The organism is Mesorhizobium sp. P2_A8 (assembly GCF_056404935.1).
The window spans coordinates 653,628-669,148 of the sequence record NZ_JBFUDB010000001.1; the positions used below are offsets into that span (position 1 = coordinate 653,628).

16 protein-coding genes are annotated in these 15,521 nt (G+C 63.6%); 11 read left to right on the plus strand and 5 right to left on the minus strand.

All coding sequences use genetic code 11. From position 1 onward, the window contains the following. The first annotated feature begins 35 nt into the window (after positions 1-35). From AC1D10_RS03175 to AC1D10_RS03190, 4 genes are all read left to right on the plus strand, one after another. Complete coding sequence (locus AC1D10_RS03175; RefSeq protein WP_477268870.1) at positions 36-731, plus strand: ABC transporter ATP-binding protein; 696 nt, start codon at positions 36-38, stop codon at positions 729-731. Further along, positions 731-3,280: an ABC transporter permease gene (locus AC1D10_RS03180; protein ID WP_477268871.1), complete on the plus strand. Its 2,550-nt coding sequence runs from the start codon at positions 731-733 to the stop codon at positions 3,278-3,280. The genes AC1D10_RS03175 and AC1D10_RS03180 overlap by 1 nt, the downstream gene beginning before the upstream one ends. Positions 3,281-3,506: 226 nt before the next feature. Continuing rightward, a complete protein-coding gene (locus tag AC1D10_RS03185) occupies positions 3,507-4,286 on the plus strand; it encodes a Bax inhibitor-1/YccA family protein (protein ID WP_477268872.1) in 780 nt (259 codons plus the stop codon). A 108-nt stretch (positions 4,287-4,394) separates the two neighbouring features. Further along, on the plus strand, positions 4,395-4,964 hold the full coding sequence (locus AC1D10_RS03190) for an N-acetyltransferase family protein (protein WP_477268873.1): 570 nt from the start codon (positions 4,395-4,397) through the stop codon (positions 4,962-4,964). Between the two features lie 4 nt (positions 4,965-4,968). On the opposite strand, the gene AC1D10_RS03195 is transcribed toward AC1D10_RS03190, so the two are convergent. Together AC1D10_RS03195 and AC1D10_RS03200 are read right to left on the minus strand one after the other, a co-directional pair. Next, positions 4,969-5,355 carry a DUF2794 domain-containing protein gene (locus AC1D10_RS03195; RefSeq protein WP_379094483.1) on the minus strand — a complete coding sequence of 129 codons (387 nt, stop codon included), beginning with the start codon at positions 5,353-5,355 and terminating at the stop codon, positions 4,969-4,971. Between the two features lie 757 nt (positions 5,356-6,112). Beyond that, on the minus strand, positions 6,113-6,868 hold the full coding sequence (locus AC1D10_RS03200) for a DUF1223 domain-containing protein (protein WP_477268874.1): 756 nt from the start codon (positions 6,866-6,868) through the stop codon (positions 6,113-6,115). A 174-nt stretch (positions 6,869-7,042) separates the two neighbouring features. Here AC1D10_RS03200 and AC1D10_RS03205 point away from each other — a divergent pair, with 174 nt between their 5' ends. Continuing rightward, positions 7,043-7,717, plus strand: a complete 675-nt coding sequence (locus tag AC1D10_RS03205; protein WP_477268875.1) for a ceramidase domain-containing protein — start codon at positions 7,043-7,045, stop codon at positions 7,715-7,717. 105 nt (positions 7,718-7,822) lie between these two features. On the opposite strand, the gene acnA is transcribed toward AC1D10_RS03205, so the two are convergent. After that, complete coding sequence (acnA, locus tag AC1D10_RS03210; protein ID WP_477268876.1) at positions 7,823-10,513, minus strand: aconitate hydratase AcnA; 2,691 nt, start codon at positions 10,511-10,513, stop codon at positions 7,823-7,825. A gap of 281 nt (positions 10,514-10,794) precedes the next feature. Between acnA and ccmA the strand changes: the two genes are divergently transcribed. The 4 genes from ccmA (at position 10,795) to AC1D10_RS03230 (ending at position 12,991) form a co-directional block, all read left to right on the plus strand. Continuing rightward, positions 10,795-11,439, plus strand: a complete 645-nt coding sequence (gene ccmA / locus AC1D10_RS03215; RefSeq protein ID WP_477268877.1) for a heme ABC exporter ATP-binding protein CcmA — start codon at positions 10,795-10,797, stop codon at positions 11,437-11,439. 1 nt (position 11,440) lies between these two features. Further along, positions 11,441-12,106: a heme exporter protein CcmB gene (gene ccmB, locus AC1D10_RS03220; RefSeq protein ID WP_477268878.1), complete on the plus strand. Its 666-nt coding sequence runs from the start codon at positions 11,441-11,443 to the stop codon at positions 12,104-12,106. A 145-nt stretch (positions 12,107-12,251) separates the two neighbouring features. Beyond that, positions 12,252-12,419, plus strand: coding sequence for a heme exporter protein CcmD (gene ccmD / locus AC1D10_RS03225; RefSeq protein WP_477268879.1), 168 nt, complete (start codon positions 12,252-12,254; stop codon positions 12,417-12,419). Beyond that, complete coding sequence (locus AC1D10_RS03230) at positions 12,416-12,991, plus strand: DsbE family thiol:disulfide interchange protein (protein ID WP_477268880.1); 576 nt, start codon at positions 12,416-12,418, stop codon at positions 12,989-12,991. Before ccmD ends, AC1D10_RS03230 begins: the two co-directional genes overlap by 4 nt. 160 nt (positions 12,992-13,151) lie before the next feature. Here the strand turns inward: AC1D10_RS03230 and AC1D10_RS03235 are convergent, their stop codons facing one another. Further along, positions 13,152-13,319, minus strand: coding sequence for a hypothetical protein (locus AC1D10_RS03235; protein ID WP_379094494.1), 168 nt, complete (start codon positions 13,317-13,319; stop codon positions 13,152-13,154). Positions 13,320-13,706: 387 nt separating this feature from the next. Between AC1D10_RS03235 and AC1D10_RS03240 the strand changes: the two genes are divergently transcribed. Both AC1D10_RS03240 and AC1D10_RS03245 read left to right on the plus strand, forming a co-directional pair. Continuing rightward, positions 13,707-14,627 carry an SMP-30/gluconolactonase/LRE family protein gene (locus AC1D10_RS03240; protein ID WP_477268881.1) on the plus strand — a complete coding sequence of 307 codons (921 nt, stop codon included), beginning with the start codon at positions 13,707-13,709 and terminating at the stop codon, positions 14,625-14,627. 70 nt (positions 14,628-14,697) lie between these two features. Continuing rightward, positions 14,698-14,907 (plus strand): tautomerase family protein, encoded by a 210-nt coding sequence (locus tag AC1D10_RS03245; protein WP_379094498.1) that lies wholly within the window; start codon positions 14,698-14,700, stop codon positions 14,905-14,907. Positions 14,908-14,976: 69 nt separating this feature from the next. Here the strand turns inward: AC1D10_RS03245 and AC1D10_RS03250 are convergent, their stop codons facing one another. Further along, positions 14,977-15,507: an NADPH-dependent FMN reductase gene (locus AC1D10_RS03250; RefSeq protein WP_477268882.1), complete on the minus strand. Its 531-nt coding sequence runs from the start codon at positions 15,505-15,507 to the stop codon at positions 14,977-14,979. Positions 15,508-15,521 lie beyond the last annotated feature (14 nt).

Consider the following 15,521-nt stretch of genomic DNA (forward strand, 5'->3'; position numbering starts at 1 on the left):
AGAGCCTTCATTCTCCCATATAGGACGCTTTCATTTTGACAGAAGCCGTCATCGCGCTGAAAGACGTATCGCTGACACTTGGCGAAGGGGCGTCGTCCGTGCATGTGCTGAAGGGTGTCAGCCTCGATGTGGCACCTGGCGAGGCGACCGGCATCGTCGGTCCTTCAGGTTCGGGCAAGTCGACATTGCTGATGGTTCTGGCAGGCCTGGAAAAGGTCGATTCGGGAACGGTACGAATCGCCGGCGAGTTGCTCAACGGCAAAAGCGAGGACCAGATTGCTTCGTTTCGCGGCCGAAACATTGGCATCGTGTTCCAGTCCTTCCACCTCATTCCCAACATGACGGCGCTCGAAAATGTCGCGGTGCCGCTGGAGCTGGCCGGCCACGCCGATCCGTTTTCGGTGGCGGCGCGCGAACTGGCAGCCGTTGGCCTCAGCGACCGCGTCACCCATTATCCCGGCGAATTGTCGGGCGGCGAACAGCAGCGCGTGGCGATCGCCCGGGCGCTGGCGCCGTCGCCGCGCATTCTGATCGCCGACGAGCCGACCGGCAATCTCGACCAGGCGACAGGGCGGCAGGTTGCCGATCTGCTGTTCGCCAAGGCGGCCGAGCGCGGCATGACGCTTGTGCTGGTCACCCATGATCCGGCACTTGCGGCGCGCTGCTCGCGCCAGGTTTCGATGCGGTCGGGGCGGATCGAGGCGCCGGCAGCCGTCAAGGTCACCGCCTGATGCCGTTGTCACGGACGCTGAGGCTTGCCGTCCGTTTCTCGCTGCGCGAAATGCGTGGCGGCCTGTCGGGCTTCCTCATCTTCCTTGCCTGCATCGCGCTCGGCGTCGCGGCCATCGGCGGCGTCAACTCGGTGGCGCGGTCGATCACCGCCGGTGTCGTCAATCAGGGCCAGACGCTGCTCGGCGGCGATCTTCGCTTCCAGATCAACCAGCGCGCCGCCAGCCAGGCCGAAGGTGGCTTCCTTGACGGGTTGGGCGTCATTTCCAGAACCGCCAGCATGCGCTCGATGGCGCGTCTTGCCGACGGAAGCGACCAGGCGCTGGTCGAGGCCAAGGCGGTCGACCATGCCTATCCGCTCTATGGCGCGCTGGAGACGGAGCCGGCACTGTCAAAGCAGGAACTGTTCGGCGAAGAGTTCGGCGTTTTCGGCGCCGCCGCCCCCGATCTGCTGTTCGAGCGGCTGCATCTTCAGATCGGCGACCGGCTGAAGCTCGGCACCGCGACCTTCGAACTGCGCGCCAGGCTGGTCACCGAGCCGGACGCCGTGTCCGACGGGTTCGGCTTCGCGCCGCGGCTGATGATCTCGACCGAAGGGCTGGCCGCTTCCGGTCTCGTCCAACCGGGTAGCCTGGTCGAAAATGCCTACAAGATCCGGCTGCCCATTGATGCCGATGAGGCGCGGCTCAAGGCCATCCAGGATCAGGCGGCCAGGGATTTTCCGCAAGCCGGCTGGTCGATCCGCACGCGCAGCAATGCCGCGCCGGCGCTGTCGTCCAACATCGAACGCTTCTCGCAGTTCCTGACGCTGGTCGGGTTGACGGCGCTGGTGGTCGGCGGCGTTGGCGTCGCCAACGCGGTGCGCGCGTATCTCGACGGCAAGCGCGGCGTCATCGCCACCTTCAAGAGCCTGGGCGCTTCGGGCGGCTTCGTCTTTGCCGTCTATCTGGTGCAGATCCTGATCATCGCCGCCTTGGGCATTGTGCTCGGCCTGGTGCTCGGGGCGCTGATGCCGTTCGCTGCCAGTGCGGCACTTCAGTCTGTTATTCCGGTCCCGGCGGAAGGCGGCTTCTATCCCGGCGCGCTCGGCATGGCGGCGCTGTTCGGCCTGCTGGTGACGCTGGCCTTCGCGCTTCTGCCGCTCGGCCGCGCCCGCGATGTGCCGGCGACCGCATTGTTTCGCGAGATGGGGCTCGAGGGCCGCGGCTTTCCGCGCCCTGTCTATGTTGCGGCGGCCGTCGGCATAACGCTGCTGCTGGCGGCGCTGGCGATCCTGTTTTCGGGCGACCGCCGCATCGCCTCGATCTTCGTCGGTGCCACCATCTTCGCCTTCCTGGTGCTGCGGCTGGTCGGCGCGCTGGTGCAATGGGCGGCCAGGAAGAGCCCGCGCGTGCGCTTCGTGGCGCTGCGCCTCGCTGTCGGCAACATCCACCGGCCCGGCGCCTTGACGCCGTCGGTGGTGCTGTCGCTGGGGCTCGGCCTGACGCTGCTGGTGACGCTGGCGCTGATCGACGGCAATCTCAGGCAACAGATTTCCGGCAGCCTGCCTGAGCGGGCGCCGAACTTCTTCTTCGTCGACATCCAGAGCAGCGATGTCGATGCGTTCTCCGCCCTGATCGGCAGGCAAGCGCCGCAGGGAACACTGGCCAAGGTGCCGATGCTGCGCGGCCGGGTGATGGCGCTCAACGGCGTCGATGTCGACAAGGTGAAGGTGCCGGCGGAAGGCGCCTGGGTGCTGAAGGGCGATCGCGGCCTGACCTATGACGCGAAGCAGCCGGACAACGCAACGCTGACCGAGGGCAGCTGGTGGCCGGACAATTATGCCGGCGAGCCGCTGGTCTCGTTTTCGGCCGAGGAAGGCAAACAGATTGGCCTGAAGCTCGGCGACACCATCACCATCAACGTGCTCGGCCGCAACGTGACGGCCAGGATCGCCAATTTCCGCCAGGTCGAATGGGAGACGATGGGCATCAATTTCGTCATGGTGTTCTCGCCCAACACATTTGCCGGCGCGCCGCATGGCTGGATGGCGACCCTGACCGAAAAGAATGCCTCGACGGCCGACGACGCGCGCATCCTCAATGCCGTCACCCGCGCCTTCCCGGCGGTGACGACGGTCCGGGTCAAGGATGCGCTCGATGTCGTCAACCGGCTGGTCGGGCAACTCGGCACGGCGATCCGGGCGGCGGCAGGCGTGGCGCTGATCGCTTCCGTGCTGGTGCTGGCCGGCGCGCTTGCCGCCGGCAACCGGGCGCGCATCCATGACGCGGTGGTGCTGAAGACGCTGGGCGCGACACGCACGACGCTGATTGCCGCCTTCTCGCTCGAATACATGCTGATCGGGCTCGCCACCGCGATCTTTGCCCTGGCGGCGGGCAGTGCGGCTGCCTGGTTCGTCGTCGCGCGCATCATGACGTTGCCATCGCATTTCATGCCCGAGGTGGCGGTGGCGACCATCGTCTTTGCGCTGGTGATCACGGTCGGCATTGGACTTGCCGGCACCTGGCGGGTGCTCGGCCACAAGGCCGCGCCGGTGCTGCGCAACCTGTGAAACCCGTCTGTCGGGACCGGGATTTGGTTAAATCGGCGTAATGTTGCCCCGCCAAAGGCCGGAAAACCCGATGGTGTGTGCCTCACGAAGCATTACACCCGGTTACGGACTTGTTCTTGACGCGAATAACCATCATATTTCGCCACAGGCATGCTGGAGCCCCGCCAGCGGCGCCTGGGTCCGATGGACCTGACACCCGACGGGGCAGAAGCAATAGAGGACTCCCATGGCTGAACCCATTCGCAACTATCAGACGCGCGCCGTGCCCGGCGCCGGCGTTGATGCAGGCATCGATCAGGGCCTGCGCGCCTACATGATCAAGGTCTACAATCTGATGGGGCTTGGCCTCCTCATCACCGGCCTTGCCGCCGTTGGCACGATCATGCTTGCCACCACTACCGATCCGGCCTCGGCTGTTGCTACGCTGCCGAGCGGCGAGATGCTGACCTCCTTCGGCTACGCGATCTTCGGGTCGCCGCTGCGCTGGGTGGTGATGCTGGCTCCGTTGGCCGCCGTGCTGTTCCTGTCGTTCCGCGTCCAGTCGATGAGCGTTTCGGCGGCGCAGACGACGTTCTGGGTCTATGCCGGCCTCGTCGGCCTGTCGCTGTCGTCGATCTTCCTGGTCTACACCACGGCCAGCATTTCGCAGACCTTCTTCGCCACCGCCGCGGCCTTCAGCGCGCTGTCGCTCTACGGCTACACCACCAAGCGCGACCTGACCGCTTTCGGCTCGTTCCTGATCATGGGCGTGTTCGGCATCATCATCGCGTCGGTGATCAATATCTTCCTGCAGTCGTCGGCGCTGTCCTTCGCCGTCTCGGCGCTCGGCGTGCTGATCTTTTCGGGCCTCACCGCCTATGACACGCAGAAGATCAAGGAGATGTATTTCGAGGGCGACGCTTCGGATGTCGCCGGCCGCAAGGCGATCATGGGCGCGCTGACGCTCTATCTCGACTTCATCAACCTGTTCATGTTCCTGCTGCAGTTCATGGGCGACCGCCGTTAATCAGCAGCGGTGGACCATCTGGTTCTTGAAGGGCGGCCCAACGGCCGCCCTTTCCTTTTGTGTCGGGTTTTGCTGTTATCGCGGGCAGAACAATGGCATGCATAAATAATGAGCAGCATCATCATCCGGCCGGCAATTGCGGCCGACCTCGACCGAATCACGGAAATCTATGCCGATGCGGTCACTCAAGGAACGGCGAGCTATGAGCTGGAGCCGCCCAGCCGCGCCGAGATGGGCGCGCGATTCGACAGTTTGATGGCTGGCGGATTTCCCTATCTGGTGGCGGAAAAGGACGGCGCCATGCTCGGCTATGCCTATGCCGGCGCCTTCCGGCCGCGCCCGGCCTACCGCTTCATCGTCGAGGATTCCGTCTATGTCGCGCCCGAGGCCAAGGGCCAGGGCGTCGGGCTGATGCTGATGCAAAGCCTGATCGAGGCATGCCGAGCTGCGGGCTTTCGCCAGATCATCGCGGTGATCGGCGACGGGCGGCCGGACAGCGCTTCGGTGCGGCTGCACGAAAAGCTCGGCTTTCGCCATTCGGGACGCCTCGAAGGCTCCGGTTACAAGCATGGACGCTGGCTGGACACGGTGTTCATGCAGCTGTCGCTGAATGGCGGGGCGCTCGCTCCGCCTGATCCCGACTCGCTGCCGGAGCGAAAATTCCGCCAGCAAAAATAAAGGGTTAAGCCTCGACGAGCTTCAGCTTGCCGTCGAAGATGCCCAGCACGCGGCCGAGTTCCTGGCCACGCTTCAGGATGCGGCCGCCCGCGGCGATGACGGCAAAGGCGCCCTGCTTGCGGGCCAGTTTGGGATCCTTGACGATCTGGAACAGCGGCACTTCGCTGGCGCGGCGGAACACGGAAAACACCGCCCTGTCGGTGAGATGGTCGATGGCGTAGTCGCGCCATTCATTGGCGGCGACCATGCGTCCGTAGAGCCTGAGGATCTGGTCCAGTTCACGCCGGTCGAAGCGCACCGGCTGATCGAGGCGCTCGCGTCGTGCCTCGTGCAGCGGGATCAATATTGCGGATGCGTCCCCATCCCCCGTCCCGCTGCCGTCATCGGTCATGCCTCGATCCTTCAAAATGAATCTTTGCCAACCAAAGTTGGCGCGTTCGCGGCTGAATTGCAAGACCCGGCAAAGCGAGGGCGGCGCCGCGCTGTTTTGGCAACGTCCAGTCACTTTTATGAAACGCCCTGTTGGAATTGGTGATGCTTCGCCACATTCTCGCCATTATTTATCCGCGCTCATGCCCCAATGTCCGACGAATTTACCGGCGTTGCCTGAGACGGTTCGGTCCGGCACCGGCTCGTAAACCCCAAGCCCCCCGCCCACGGGTCTGCGTCGGATCGAACCAACCTCGGTTTTTCCTTGGAAAAGCCGGGTGCGACGATCCCAAAACCTAAATGACCGACGTCAGAAGCAAGCTGACGTCGGTTTTTTGTTTTCAGGGTGGAGCGCGAGGCGGAAGTACCCCGCATTCGGTTGTTCTATCCAACACAGGCGCTCCTTCGCGCCCCTCTGTCCTGCCGGACATCTGGCCGTCATCTCCACCTTCGCCAATCTTCAACGCGGAAAGACGGGCTGGACGGCCAAGCTGCCGATCTCCCCCTCGTGGGGGAGATGTCCGGCAGGACAGAGGGAGGCGCTGTGCCGCCGACATCTCAATGGAGCGCCTCAATCGAGATGTGAAAGCTTCCAGAGCGGTTCATCGTTTCACGGAAACGCCGAACCGCTCTATCTCTTTGTTTTGACGCAATTCCCAAGGGAAAAGTGCTATGCGTTTTTCTCGGGAAAACCGTTTCACACTTTTCCTGGAATTGCTCTAAGGCTTGTGAATGAAGGCGGCGCCCAGAATGGGGCCGGGCAGGCCGTCCTTACCGACCGACTGCAGCAGCACGGCGCAGCCGCCCTTCTTGGAAATCTCGCTCATCGGCAATTCGTAGCGCTGCGCCTTGCCGTGCCACATGCCGGCGGTCTGGATGCCCGAGACCGCGTTCCAGTAGGTCATCTTGCGGCCGGTGTTCTCGCCCTCGGCGATCTTGATCGTCTGCGGCGGGTCGAAATAGACGATGACGACATGAGCATCGCTGGGGCCGGCCCCGGCATCGCCAGCGTCGATCATCACGCGGTCGCTGGTGCGGCTGACCTTGACGGCGACGCGCATGCCTTCGCCGCTCCTGGCCATGCGGGCAAGCGCCCCATCGACCTCGCCGCGGCTGGCGCCGTTGACATGGACGCGACCGTTGATGACCGCCTGTGGCGTATAGACCGAGCGGCTGCCGAAGGCGCGCATATAGTCATATTGCCGCTCGGTGTTCTCCTTGCGGCTCAGCGTGTCCTGCCAGCCGAGATAGTCCCAGTAGTCGACATGATAGGCGAGCGCGATGATGTCTTCCTTGGCGGCAAGCTCGGCGAACAGCGCATCGGCCGGCGGGCAGGAATTGCAGCCCTGGCTGGTGAACAGCTCGACCACGCCCAAGGGTTTGTCGGGCTCGGCGGTTTGCCCGGCGCCGGCAAACGCCGAGAAGGCCAGCGCAAAGGCTGCCAGCCACAATGATTTTCGCGATGCCATGGCCATTCCGATTCCCGCCGGTGGCGCCGGCTTTATTTTGGTTGCTAAAATATGTGGCAGAACCGGAAGTCAACGGGAAGTCACGTTGCGGTGAAATTTTGCCATTGCAACCGACTGTGACGGCGCAATAGGAGAAAGGCTTGCACTTAAGGGTAGAAATCGATTCGGGCGGCAATCACGATGTGGCAATCTCTTTTGGCGCCGGTCGATCTCTATTGCGAGCGGACCGGGCCGGAATTCTGGTCCGAACCTGTCAACGCGCTGACAAACCTTGTCTTCATCGCCGCAGGTCTGTGGGGCGTGCGCGAGGTGCGAAGACTGGGCACCGGCACCTTCGCCGAGGTACTGGCCTGGTGGGTGGTGGCGATCGGCATCGGCTCGACGATCTTCCATACCTTCGCCACCAAGGGCACGATCTGGGCCGACGTGCTGCCGATTGCCGGCTTCACGCTGGCCTACACGCTGTTCAACCTGCGCCGCTTCCTCGGCATGCGATGGGGCAAGGCGATTGCCATCTTCGTTATCTTCTACGTGATTGCCGGGGCGATAACCTTCGCCGTGCCGGACTGGCTGCGCCAGGCCTCGAACGGCACAACGGGCTATCTGCCGCCGTTCCTGGCGCTCGCCTTCTTCGGCGCCCTTGTGGCGGCGAGCGGCAATCGCGCCGGCTGGTACAATCTGGCGGGATCGGCGATCTTCGTCGTGTCCGTCATCTGCCGCATGATCGACCCGCTGGTCTGCGGCAGCTTCCCGCTCGGCACGCACTTCCTCTGGCATATTTTCAACGGGCTAATGCTCGGCGTGCTGCTGGCGGCAACGGCGCGGTTTGGTGCGCCACGCTCGGAATACAGATAGGTCCGGCCAAAGAAGAGCCGCCGGAGTTTCCTCCGGCGGCTCGGCATTTACGTCTTTGTTTTTATCGTTGTCCCAAAACCGCTACGCACTTTTGGGCGACATGCATTAGGCCGCAAGATCGCGCAGCACGTATTGCAGGATGCCGCCGTTCTTGAAGTAGTCGAGTTCGTCCAGCGTATCGATGCGGCAGATGATCGGCACGTTCTTCACCGTGCCGTCGCCATAGGTGACCTTGGCTGTCATCGTCTGGCGCGGCTTGATGGTGCTCAGCCCGTCGATCTCGACCAGCTCGTCACCCTTCAGATTGAGCGAGGCCCAGGACGTGCCCTCCTCGAAGACGAAGGGGATGACGCCCATGCCGACCAGGTTCGAGCGGTGGATGCGCTCGAAGGACTGGGCGATGACAGCGCGCACGCCGAGCAGATTGGTGCCCTTGGCCGCCCAGTCGCGCGACGAGCCATTGCCGTATTCGACACCGGCGAAGACGACCAGCGGCACGCCTTCCTTCTTGTATTCCATCGCCGCGTCGTAGATCGATTCCTCTTCCTTCGACGGGTAGTGGATGGTGTAGCCGCCCTCGCGGCCGTTCTCGCCCAGCATGTGGTTGCGGATGCGGATGTTGGCGAAAGTGCCGCGCATCATCACCTCGTGGTTGCCGCGGCGCGTGCCATACTGGTTGAAGTCGGCGACGCCGACACCATGGTCGGTGAGGTATTTGCCGGCCGGTGAGGCCGCCTTGATCGAACCCGCCGGCGAGATGTGGTCTGTCGTGATCTTGTCGCCGAACAGGCCAAGCACGCGGGCGCCCTTGATGTCGCCGATCTTGCCGAAACCAGCGGTCATGCCGGCGAAATAGGGCGGGTTCTGCACATAGGTCGAATTGTCGTCCCAGGCATAGGTCTGGCCTTCCGGCGCCTTGACGTTCTGCCAGTATTCGTCGCCCTTGAAGACGTCGGCATATTTGCGGGCGAACAGCTCGCGGGTGACGTTCTTCTCGATGAACTCCTGGATCTCGGCCGAGCTCGGCCAGATATCCTTGAGGTAGACCGGGTTGCCGTTCTTGTCCTCGCCGAGCGGCTCGGTGGTGAGGTCCTTGGTGACGGTTCCAGCCAGCGCGTGGGCGACGACCAGTGGCGGCGAGGCGAGATAGTTCGCCTGCACGTCAGGTGAGACGCGGCCTTCGAAATTGCGGTTGCCGGACAGGACAGCGGCGGCAATCAGGCCTTTTTCGTTGATGGTTTTCGAGATCGGCGCCGGCAGCGGACCGGAATTGCCGATGCAGGTGGTGCAGCCGAAGCCGACCAGGTTGAAGCCGATCTGGTCGAGTTCCTTCTGCAGGCCGGATTTCTCCAGATATTCGGCCACCACCTGGCTGCCTGGCGCCAGCGAGGTCTTGACCCAAGGCTTCTGCTTCAAACCGAGGCGGTTGGCATTGCGGGCCAGGAGGCCGGCACCGATCAGCACGCTCGGGTTCGAGGTGTTGGTGCAGGAGGTGATGGCGGCGATGACGACGTCGCCATGACCGAGATCGTGGCTGGTGCCTTCGACGGCGTAGCGCTTGTGGATCTCGGCGGCCTTTTTGTATTCGGTCTCCATCGCCTTGGCGAAGCCTTCCGGAATGCCTTCCAGCGCGACGCGGCCTTCAGGCCGCTTGGGGCCGGCCATAGACGGCACGACCGAACCAAGTTCCAGCTCGAGCAGGTCGGTGAACACGGGGTCGGCCGAACCGGTGTCGCGCCACAACCCTTGCGCCTTCGCATAGGCCTCGACCAGCGCGATGCGATCCTCGCTGCGGCCGGACATGGTGAGATAGCGGATGGTCTCGCTGTCGACCGGGAAGAAGCCGCAGGTGGCGCCGTATTCGGGCGCCATGTTGCCGATGGTGGCGCGGTCGGCCAGCGTCATGTTGGAGAGACCCGGTCCGAAGAACTCGACGAACTTGCCGACGACGCCCTTCTTGCGCAGCATCTGGGTGACGGTGAGCACGAGGTCGGTGGCGGTGACGCCTTCTTTCAGCCTGCCGGTGAGCCGGAAGCCGATGACCTCGGGCAACAGCATGGAGACGGGCTGGCCGAGCATCGCCGCCTCGGCCTCGATGCCACCGACGCCCCAGCCCAGCACGCCAAGGCCGTTGATCATCGTGGTGTGCGAATCAGTGCCGACGCAGGTGTCGGGATAGGCGGTGGTTTCGCCGTCCTCGGTGTTGGTCCACACAACCTGGCCGAGATATTCGAGGTTGACCTGATGGCAGATGCCGGTGCCGGGCGGCACGACGCGGAAGTTGCGGAACGCCTGCTGGCCCCATTTCAGGAATTTGTAGCGTTCCTCGTTGCGCTCGTATTCGAGCTCGACATTGCGGGCGAAGGCCATCGGCGTGCCGAACTCATCGACGATGACGGAATGGTCGATGACGAGGTCGACGGGCACCAGCGGGTTGATCTTCTGCGGGTCACCGCCGAGCGAGGCCATGGCGTCGCGCATGGCGGCAAGGTCGACCACGGCCGGAACACCGGTGAAGTCCTGCATCAGCACGCGGGCCGGACGATAGGCGATCTCGACGCCCGCCGTGCCCTTGTCGGTCAGCCAGCCGGCGACCGCCTGGATCGATTCCTTGGTGACGGAGCGGCCGTCCTCGTTGCGCAGCAGGTTCTCCAGCAGCACCTTCATCGAATAGGGCAGCTGGGCGATGCCGGTGAGGCCGTTCTTCTCGGCCTCGATCAGATCGAAATAGACATACTCCGTGCCGCTTGCGGTCAGCGTGCGGCGGCAATTGAAACTATCGAGGGATTTTGACACGTGCGATCCTTGTCTGTTCAGCCTGAAAGGGAACGGACGCCGATGGCATGCAATCACGCGCAAAGGTGCGGGTACGGCCATTTCCGCTGTCCGTTCCCAAGCAACCCGAGCCGTTCAAGGCGGCGCGTGCGCTGGTTCGGCGCTAATTCTGTTCCCGCGCCGACCGCTGGCACGGATGCACCGCATATAGAGAATTTTCTGGAATAGTTCTAGACAGTTGCAAAGCAAATTTGTGCGATGCGGCAGCTGCCGCGGCAGATGGTTTTCAGGGCAGGCGAGGGATGCGGCTGATCGCCGAAAATCTGGGCGGCGAACGCGGCGGCGACACGGTGTTTTCCGGCATCGGCTTTGCCCTGCAGGACGGCCAGGCGCTGGTCGTCACCGGGCCGAACGGCGCGGGCAAATCGACCTTGCTGCGGGTCATCGCCGGGCTGCTGCCGGTGGCGGAAGGCAGCGTGCGGATCGAAGGCGTTATGAAGATTGAAGACGGGGGCGAGGCATTTCCGTCGATCGCTTCAGCCTGTCACTATCTTGGTCACCAGAACGCGATGAAGCCGGCGCTCAGCGTTGCGGAAAACCTGCGCTTCTGGCGCGACTTCAACGGCGATGGAGATGTCGGCGTCGAAGAGGCGCTGGAAACGGTCGGCCTGGGCGGCATCGGCCATCTGCCATTCGGCTATCTCTCGACCGGGCAACGACGGCGGGCGGCGATCGCCAAGCTTTTGGTCAGCCAGCGGCCGCTGTGGCTGCTGGACGAGCCTACGGCGGGGCTGGACAAGGCTTCGGAGGCGCGCTTCGGGGAGCTGATGACGAAGCATTGTGGAGCGGGCGGAATGATCGTTGCGGCAACGCATTTGCCGCTTGGGCTGGATGGGGCGGAAGCGTTGAGGATGGGAGCCTCACCCTCCCCACTAGGGAGAGGGTAAGATGCTGGCGCTCTTCCTGCGCGACATCCGCCTCAACATCCGCGCCGGCGGTGGAGCGTTGACCGGGGTCATCTTCTTCCTCGCTGTCATCGCCACCATCCCGTTCGGGGTCGGGCCGGATCTCAAGCTGCTTGCCCGCATCGGCCCGGCGATCCTGTGGATTGGTGCGTTGCTGTCTTGCCTGCTTGGTCTCGACCGGCTGTTCCAGGCCGACCGCGAGGACGGCTCGCTCGATCTGCTGGTTCTCGGCAACGACCGCCACATGCTGGCCTTGACGGTGCTGACCAAATGCCTCGCGCATTGGGCGGGCAGCGTGCTGCCGCTGGTCGTCGCCGCTCCCTTGCTCGGCCTGTTCATGAACATGGAGCCGCTGGCCATCGGCGCCACGGCGCTGACGCTGCTGGTCGGCACCCCGGCGATCACCTTCATCGGCGCCGCGGGTGCGGCGGTGGCGGTGGCGCTGCCGCGTGGCGGACTGCTGATCTCGGTGCTGGTGCTGCCGCTGACAATTCCGGTGCTGATCTTCGGCGTTTCGGCGAGCTATGGCGCGACGGCCGATCCCGATCCGTTTCTGCAGCCCTTCCTCATTCTTGCCGCGCTGACCTTGTTTCTGGCTGTGCTGGGCCCGGTCTCGGCGGCGCTGGCCCTGCGCCACGGCACGGATTGAGTGACGTCAGTCGTGGTTTGCGCAACGTCAAAGGCTGCGGCGCGGCGACCGATTGCGAAGCCGATGGCGCGGGGCTAAGGGAAGGCATGTTCGAATTGGGCGAAACGATCGGTTTGGAAAGTGGCAGTTTGGCGGGGCCTGCCGCATGAGCGCGCACGCACTCTATGTGACCGCCGCCTATACGATCACCGCCGTGGTGCTGGCCGGGCTGGTGGGCTGGATCCTGCTCGACCAACGGGCGCGCAAGAGGGAACTCGCGGAGCTGGAGGCGGCCGGGGTGCGGCGTCGTTCCGACAAGGGCGCCAAGCCATGAGTACAGAGACGGAAACGCCGACGCCCCGTCGCCGCCTGTTCGTGCTCTTGCCGCTGTTGATCTTCCTCGGCCTGGCCGGACTGTTCCTGGCGCAGCTGTTGTCGGGGCGCGACGTTTCGGAAGTGCCGTCGGCCTTGATCGGCCTGCCGGCGCCGCAGACCAACCTACCGGCGCTGGATGGCATCAACCTGCCCGGGCTCGATTCGAAAGCGTTCGCCGGCAAGGTCACGCTGGTCAACGTCTTTGCGTCGTGGTGCGCGCCGTGCCGCGAAGAGCATCCGGTGCTGCTGGCGCTGGCGCAGGACAAGCGTTTCGTCATGGCGGCGCTGAACTACAAGGACCAACCGGAAAACGCCCGGCGGTTCCTCGGCGATCTCGGCAATCCGTTCCAGGCGATCGGTGTCGACGAAGCCGGCCGTACGGCGATCGACTGGGGCGTCTATGGCGTGCCGGAGACCTTCGTCGTCGGCAAGGACGGCAAGATCGCCTACAAACATGTCGGCCCGTTGACGGCCGAAGCGGTGCAGACGCTGCTGTTGCCGCAGATCGACAAGGCACTGGCAGCGCATTGATATTCAGGTGATGCCGGCCTGCAAACGGCGGCTTCCTACGCTTCAGGTGCTCACGTACGAAAAGTACGCTCCGCTCCGGTTCTCGGAAGCCACAGTTTTCGGCTCGGCCTGACCTGAATCTCAACGCGCCCGGGTGGCGCCGAGTCGATGGATTTTAGGATCAACCGTAGATCTGCTTGTGGACCTGGTAGAGCATTTCTGAGCGGTCGGCGCGCATGTCGGCCAGATCGCGGCTGGTGAAGCTGTCGATTTCGGCGACCAGGCGGTTGTAGTGCTTGCGCTTGGCAATGCTGGCACGAGCGCGGGTCATGAGGCTGTCGATGATCATAGCAAGGTGTTCCTTTTGGTGCCGCATTTTCGCGGACGTTTCTTCCTCCCTTGATCGATACGAAGCATGACATAGTAATGGTGCGTTGCAAAAAGAAGATGTTGCAATGCACCATTGCGCCCAGCGCATAGCCGGTTAACCGGCCCTTACCGGCAGTTCTGACGAGGTGGCATCACTTCCGCCTGTCGCGAGACCTCAAGATGCGGTGAAGCACTCATCATCGATCTTGCCAGATCGATCTCCGGCTGGCTTGATCGAGCCTGCAGCGCCACGTCCTTCCGGACGCGCAAGGAACGCTGTAGCACTTTCACTTTGCGCAGGATCCGTTCCGAAAATCGGAATCGATTTTCGGGGTCATGCGCTAGCCTGAACGCCGGGAGGAAAAGCATGGCCGCCGCAGACTATTATGAAATTCTCGATCCGCGTTTCGCGCGGCTCTTCAGTTCCAACGCGCAAGTGGAAAAGCTTTTCACCGGATGCCAGTGGGCGGAGGGGCCAGCCTGGTTCGCCGCCGGCCGCTATGTCGTCTGGTCCGACATCCCCAACAACCGCATGCTGCGCTACGACGAGACCGACGGCAATGTCAGCGTCTTCCGCCAGCCATCCGGCAATTCCAATGGCAATACGGTCGACCGGCAGGGCCGTCTGGTGACCTGCGAGCATTCGGGCCGCCGTGTCAGCCGCACCGAGTTTGACGGCTCGGTCACCACCATCGCCGATAAATGGCGCGGCAAGCGGCTGAATTCACCCAATGACACGGTGGTGAAATCCGATGGCTCGATCTGGTTCACCGATCCGAGCTACGGCATCGACACCGACTATGAGGGCGACAAGGCGGAAAGCGAGATCGGTGCCTGCAATGTCTACCGGGTCGATCCCGGCACCGGTGAGGTCGAAGCCGTCATCACCGACATGGTCAGGCCCAACGGGCTTGCCTTCTCTCTCGACGAGAGCAAGCTCTATGTCGTCGACACCGGCCGTACGCATGGCGCGCAGAATCCGGCCCATATGCGGGTGTTCAATGTCGGCAAGGGCGGCAAGAAGGTGTCGGGCGAAAAGGTCTTCGCCGACTGCACGGCCGGCCTGTTCGACGGCTTCAGGCTTGATGAGGACGGCCGCATCTGGACCAGTGCGGCCGACGGCATCCACTGCTACGATCCGGACGGCACGCTGATCGGCAAGGTCAAGGTGCCGGAGGTGACCGCCAATTGCGTGTTCGGCGGCAACAAGCTGAATTGCCTCTACATCGCCGGCACCACTTCGCTCTACATGGTGCGGCTGATGGTCAACGGCGCCAAGACCTATTGAGACTGTCTCGATTACGGCGCAGGTGGTTTGGTCAAACGATCGCGAATAGGAACATCCTGGGAGGACACAAATGCCATTCGTCAACATCCGCATCGTCAAGGAAGTGATCGCCGCCGATCCGGCGGGCAAGAAGGCGGACATTGCCAAAAGGGTCACTGCGGCCATCATGGACGCCACCGGACTGGGCAATGACGATGTCTGGGTGGTCTTCGAGGAGGTCAACGCCCGCGACTGGTATGTCGGCAAGACCGATGTCGAGACGCTGAGACGGAAGGGCTAATTCCTCGACGCAGGGTGGCGGGACAGCGCCCCGTCTGCTCCTGGAACGACGAGGGCATGTGGCCGCCGCTCAATGCGAGCGGATAAAGTCCGCGAAGGCTGATAGCGTGTTGCGCATCACCAGCTGGTTTTCCGGCTCAGCCAGGATGCCCTCCACTTCCGGCGGCTTCCTGCCAAGCAGGGCGATCTCCAGCACATCTTCGCAAAGCGCAAACGACATGGTGCGCATGATCTCGGCCAATGCGGCGCGGGCGAACAGCGAGCGCGGCGAGGCGTGCACCAGCATGGCCGGCTTGGCGACGGCGGCGTCGCGCGACACCAGCCAGTCGAGGGCGTTCTTCAGCCCGCCGGGCACGCCATGGGCATACTCCGGACAGGAGATGATGACGCCATCGGCTTGAGTGACGGCGTCGATCAGCGCGGAGGCTTCTTGCGGCGTCCGGTCGCCCTCATCGTCGGGATTGAAGATCGGCAGGCGGCCAAGCCGGTCATGGACGGTGACGCGACAGCCGGGCGGGGCGTTGCGCGCCAATGCCGAGACCAGTGCGGAATTGGTGGAGGCCGCCCGCAGGCTGCCGGAAATGGCTAGGATTTCGATCAAGGGAGAGCGGCCGG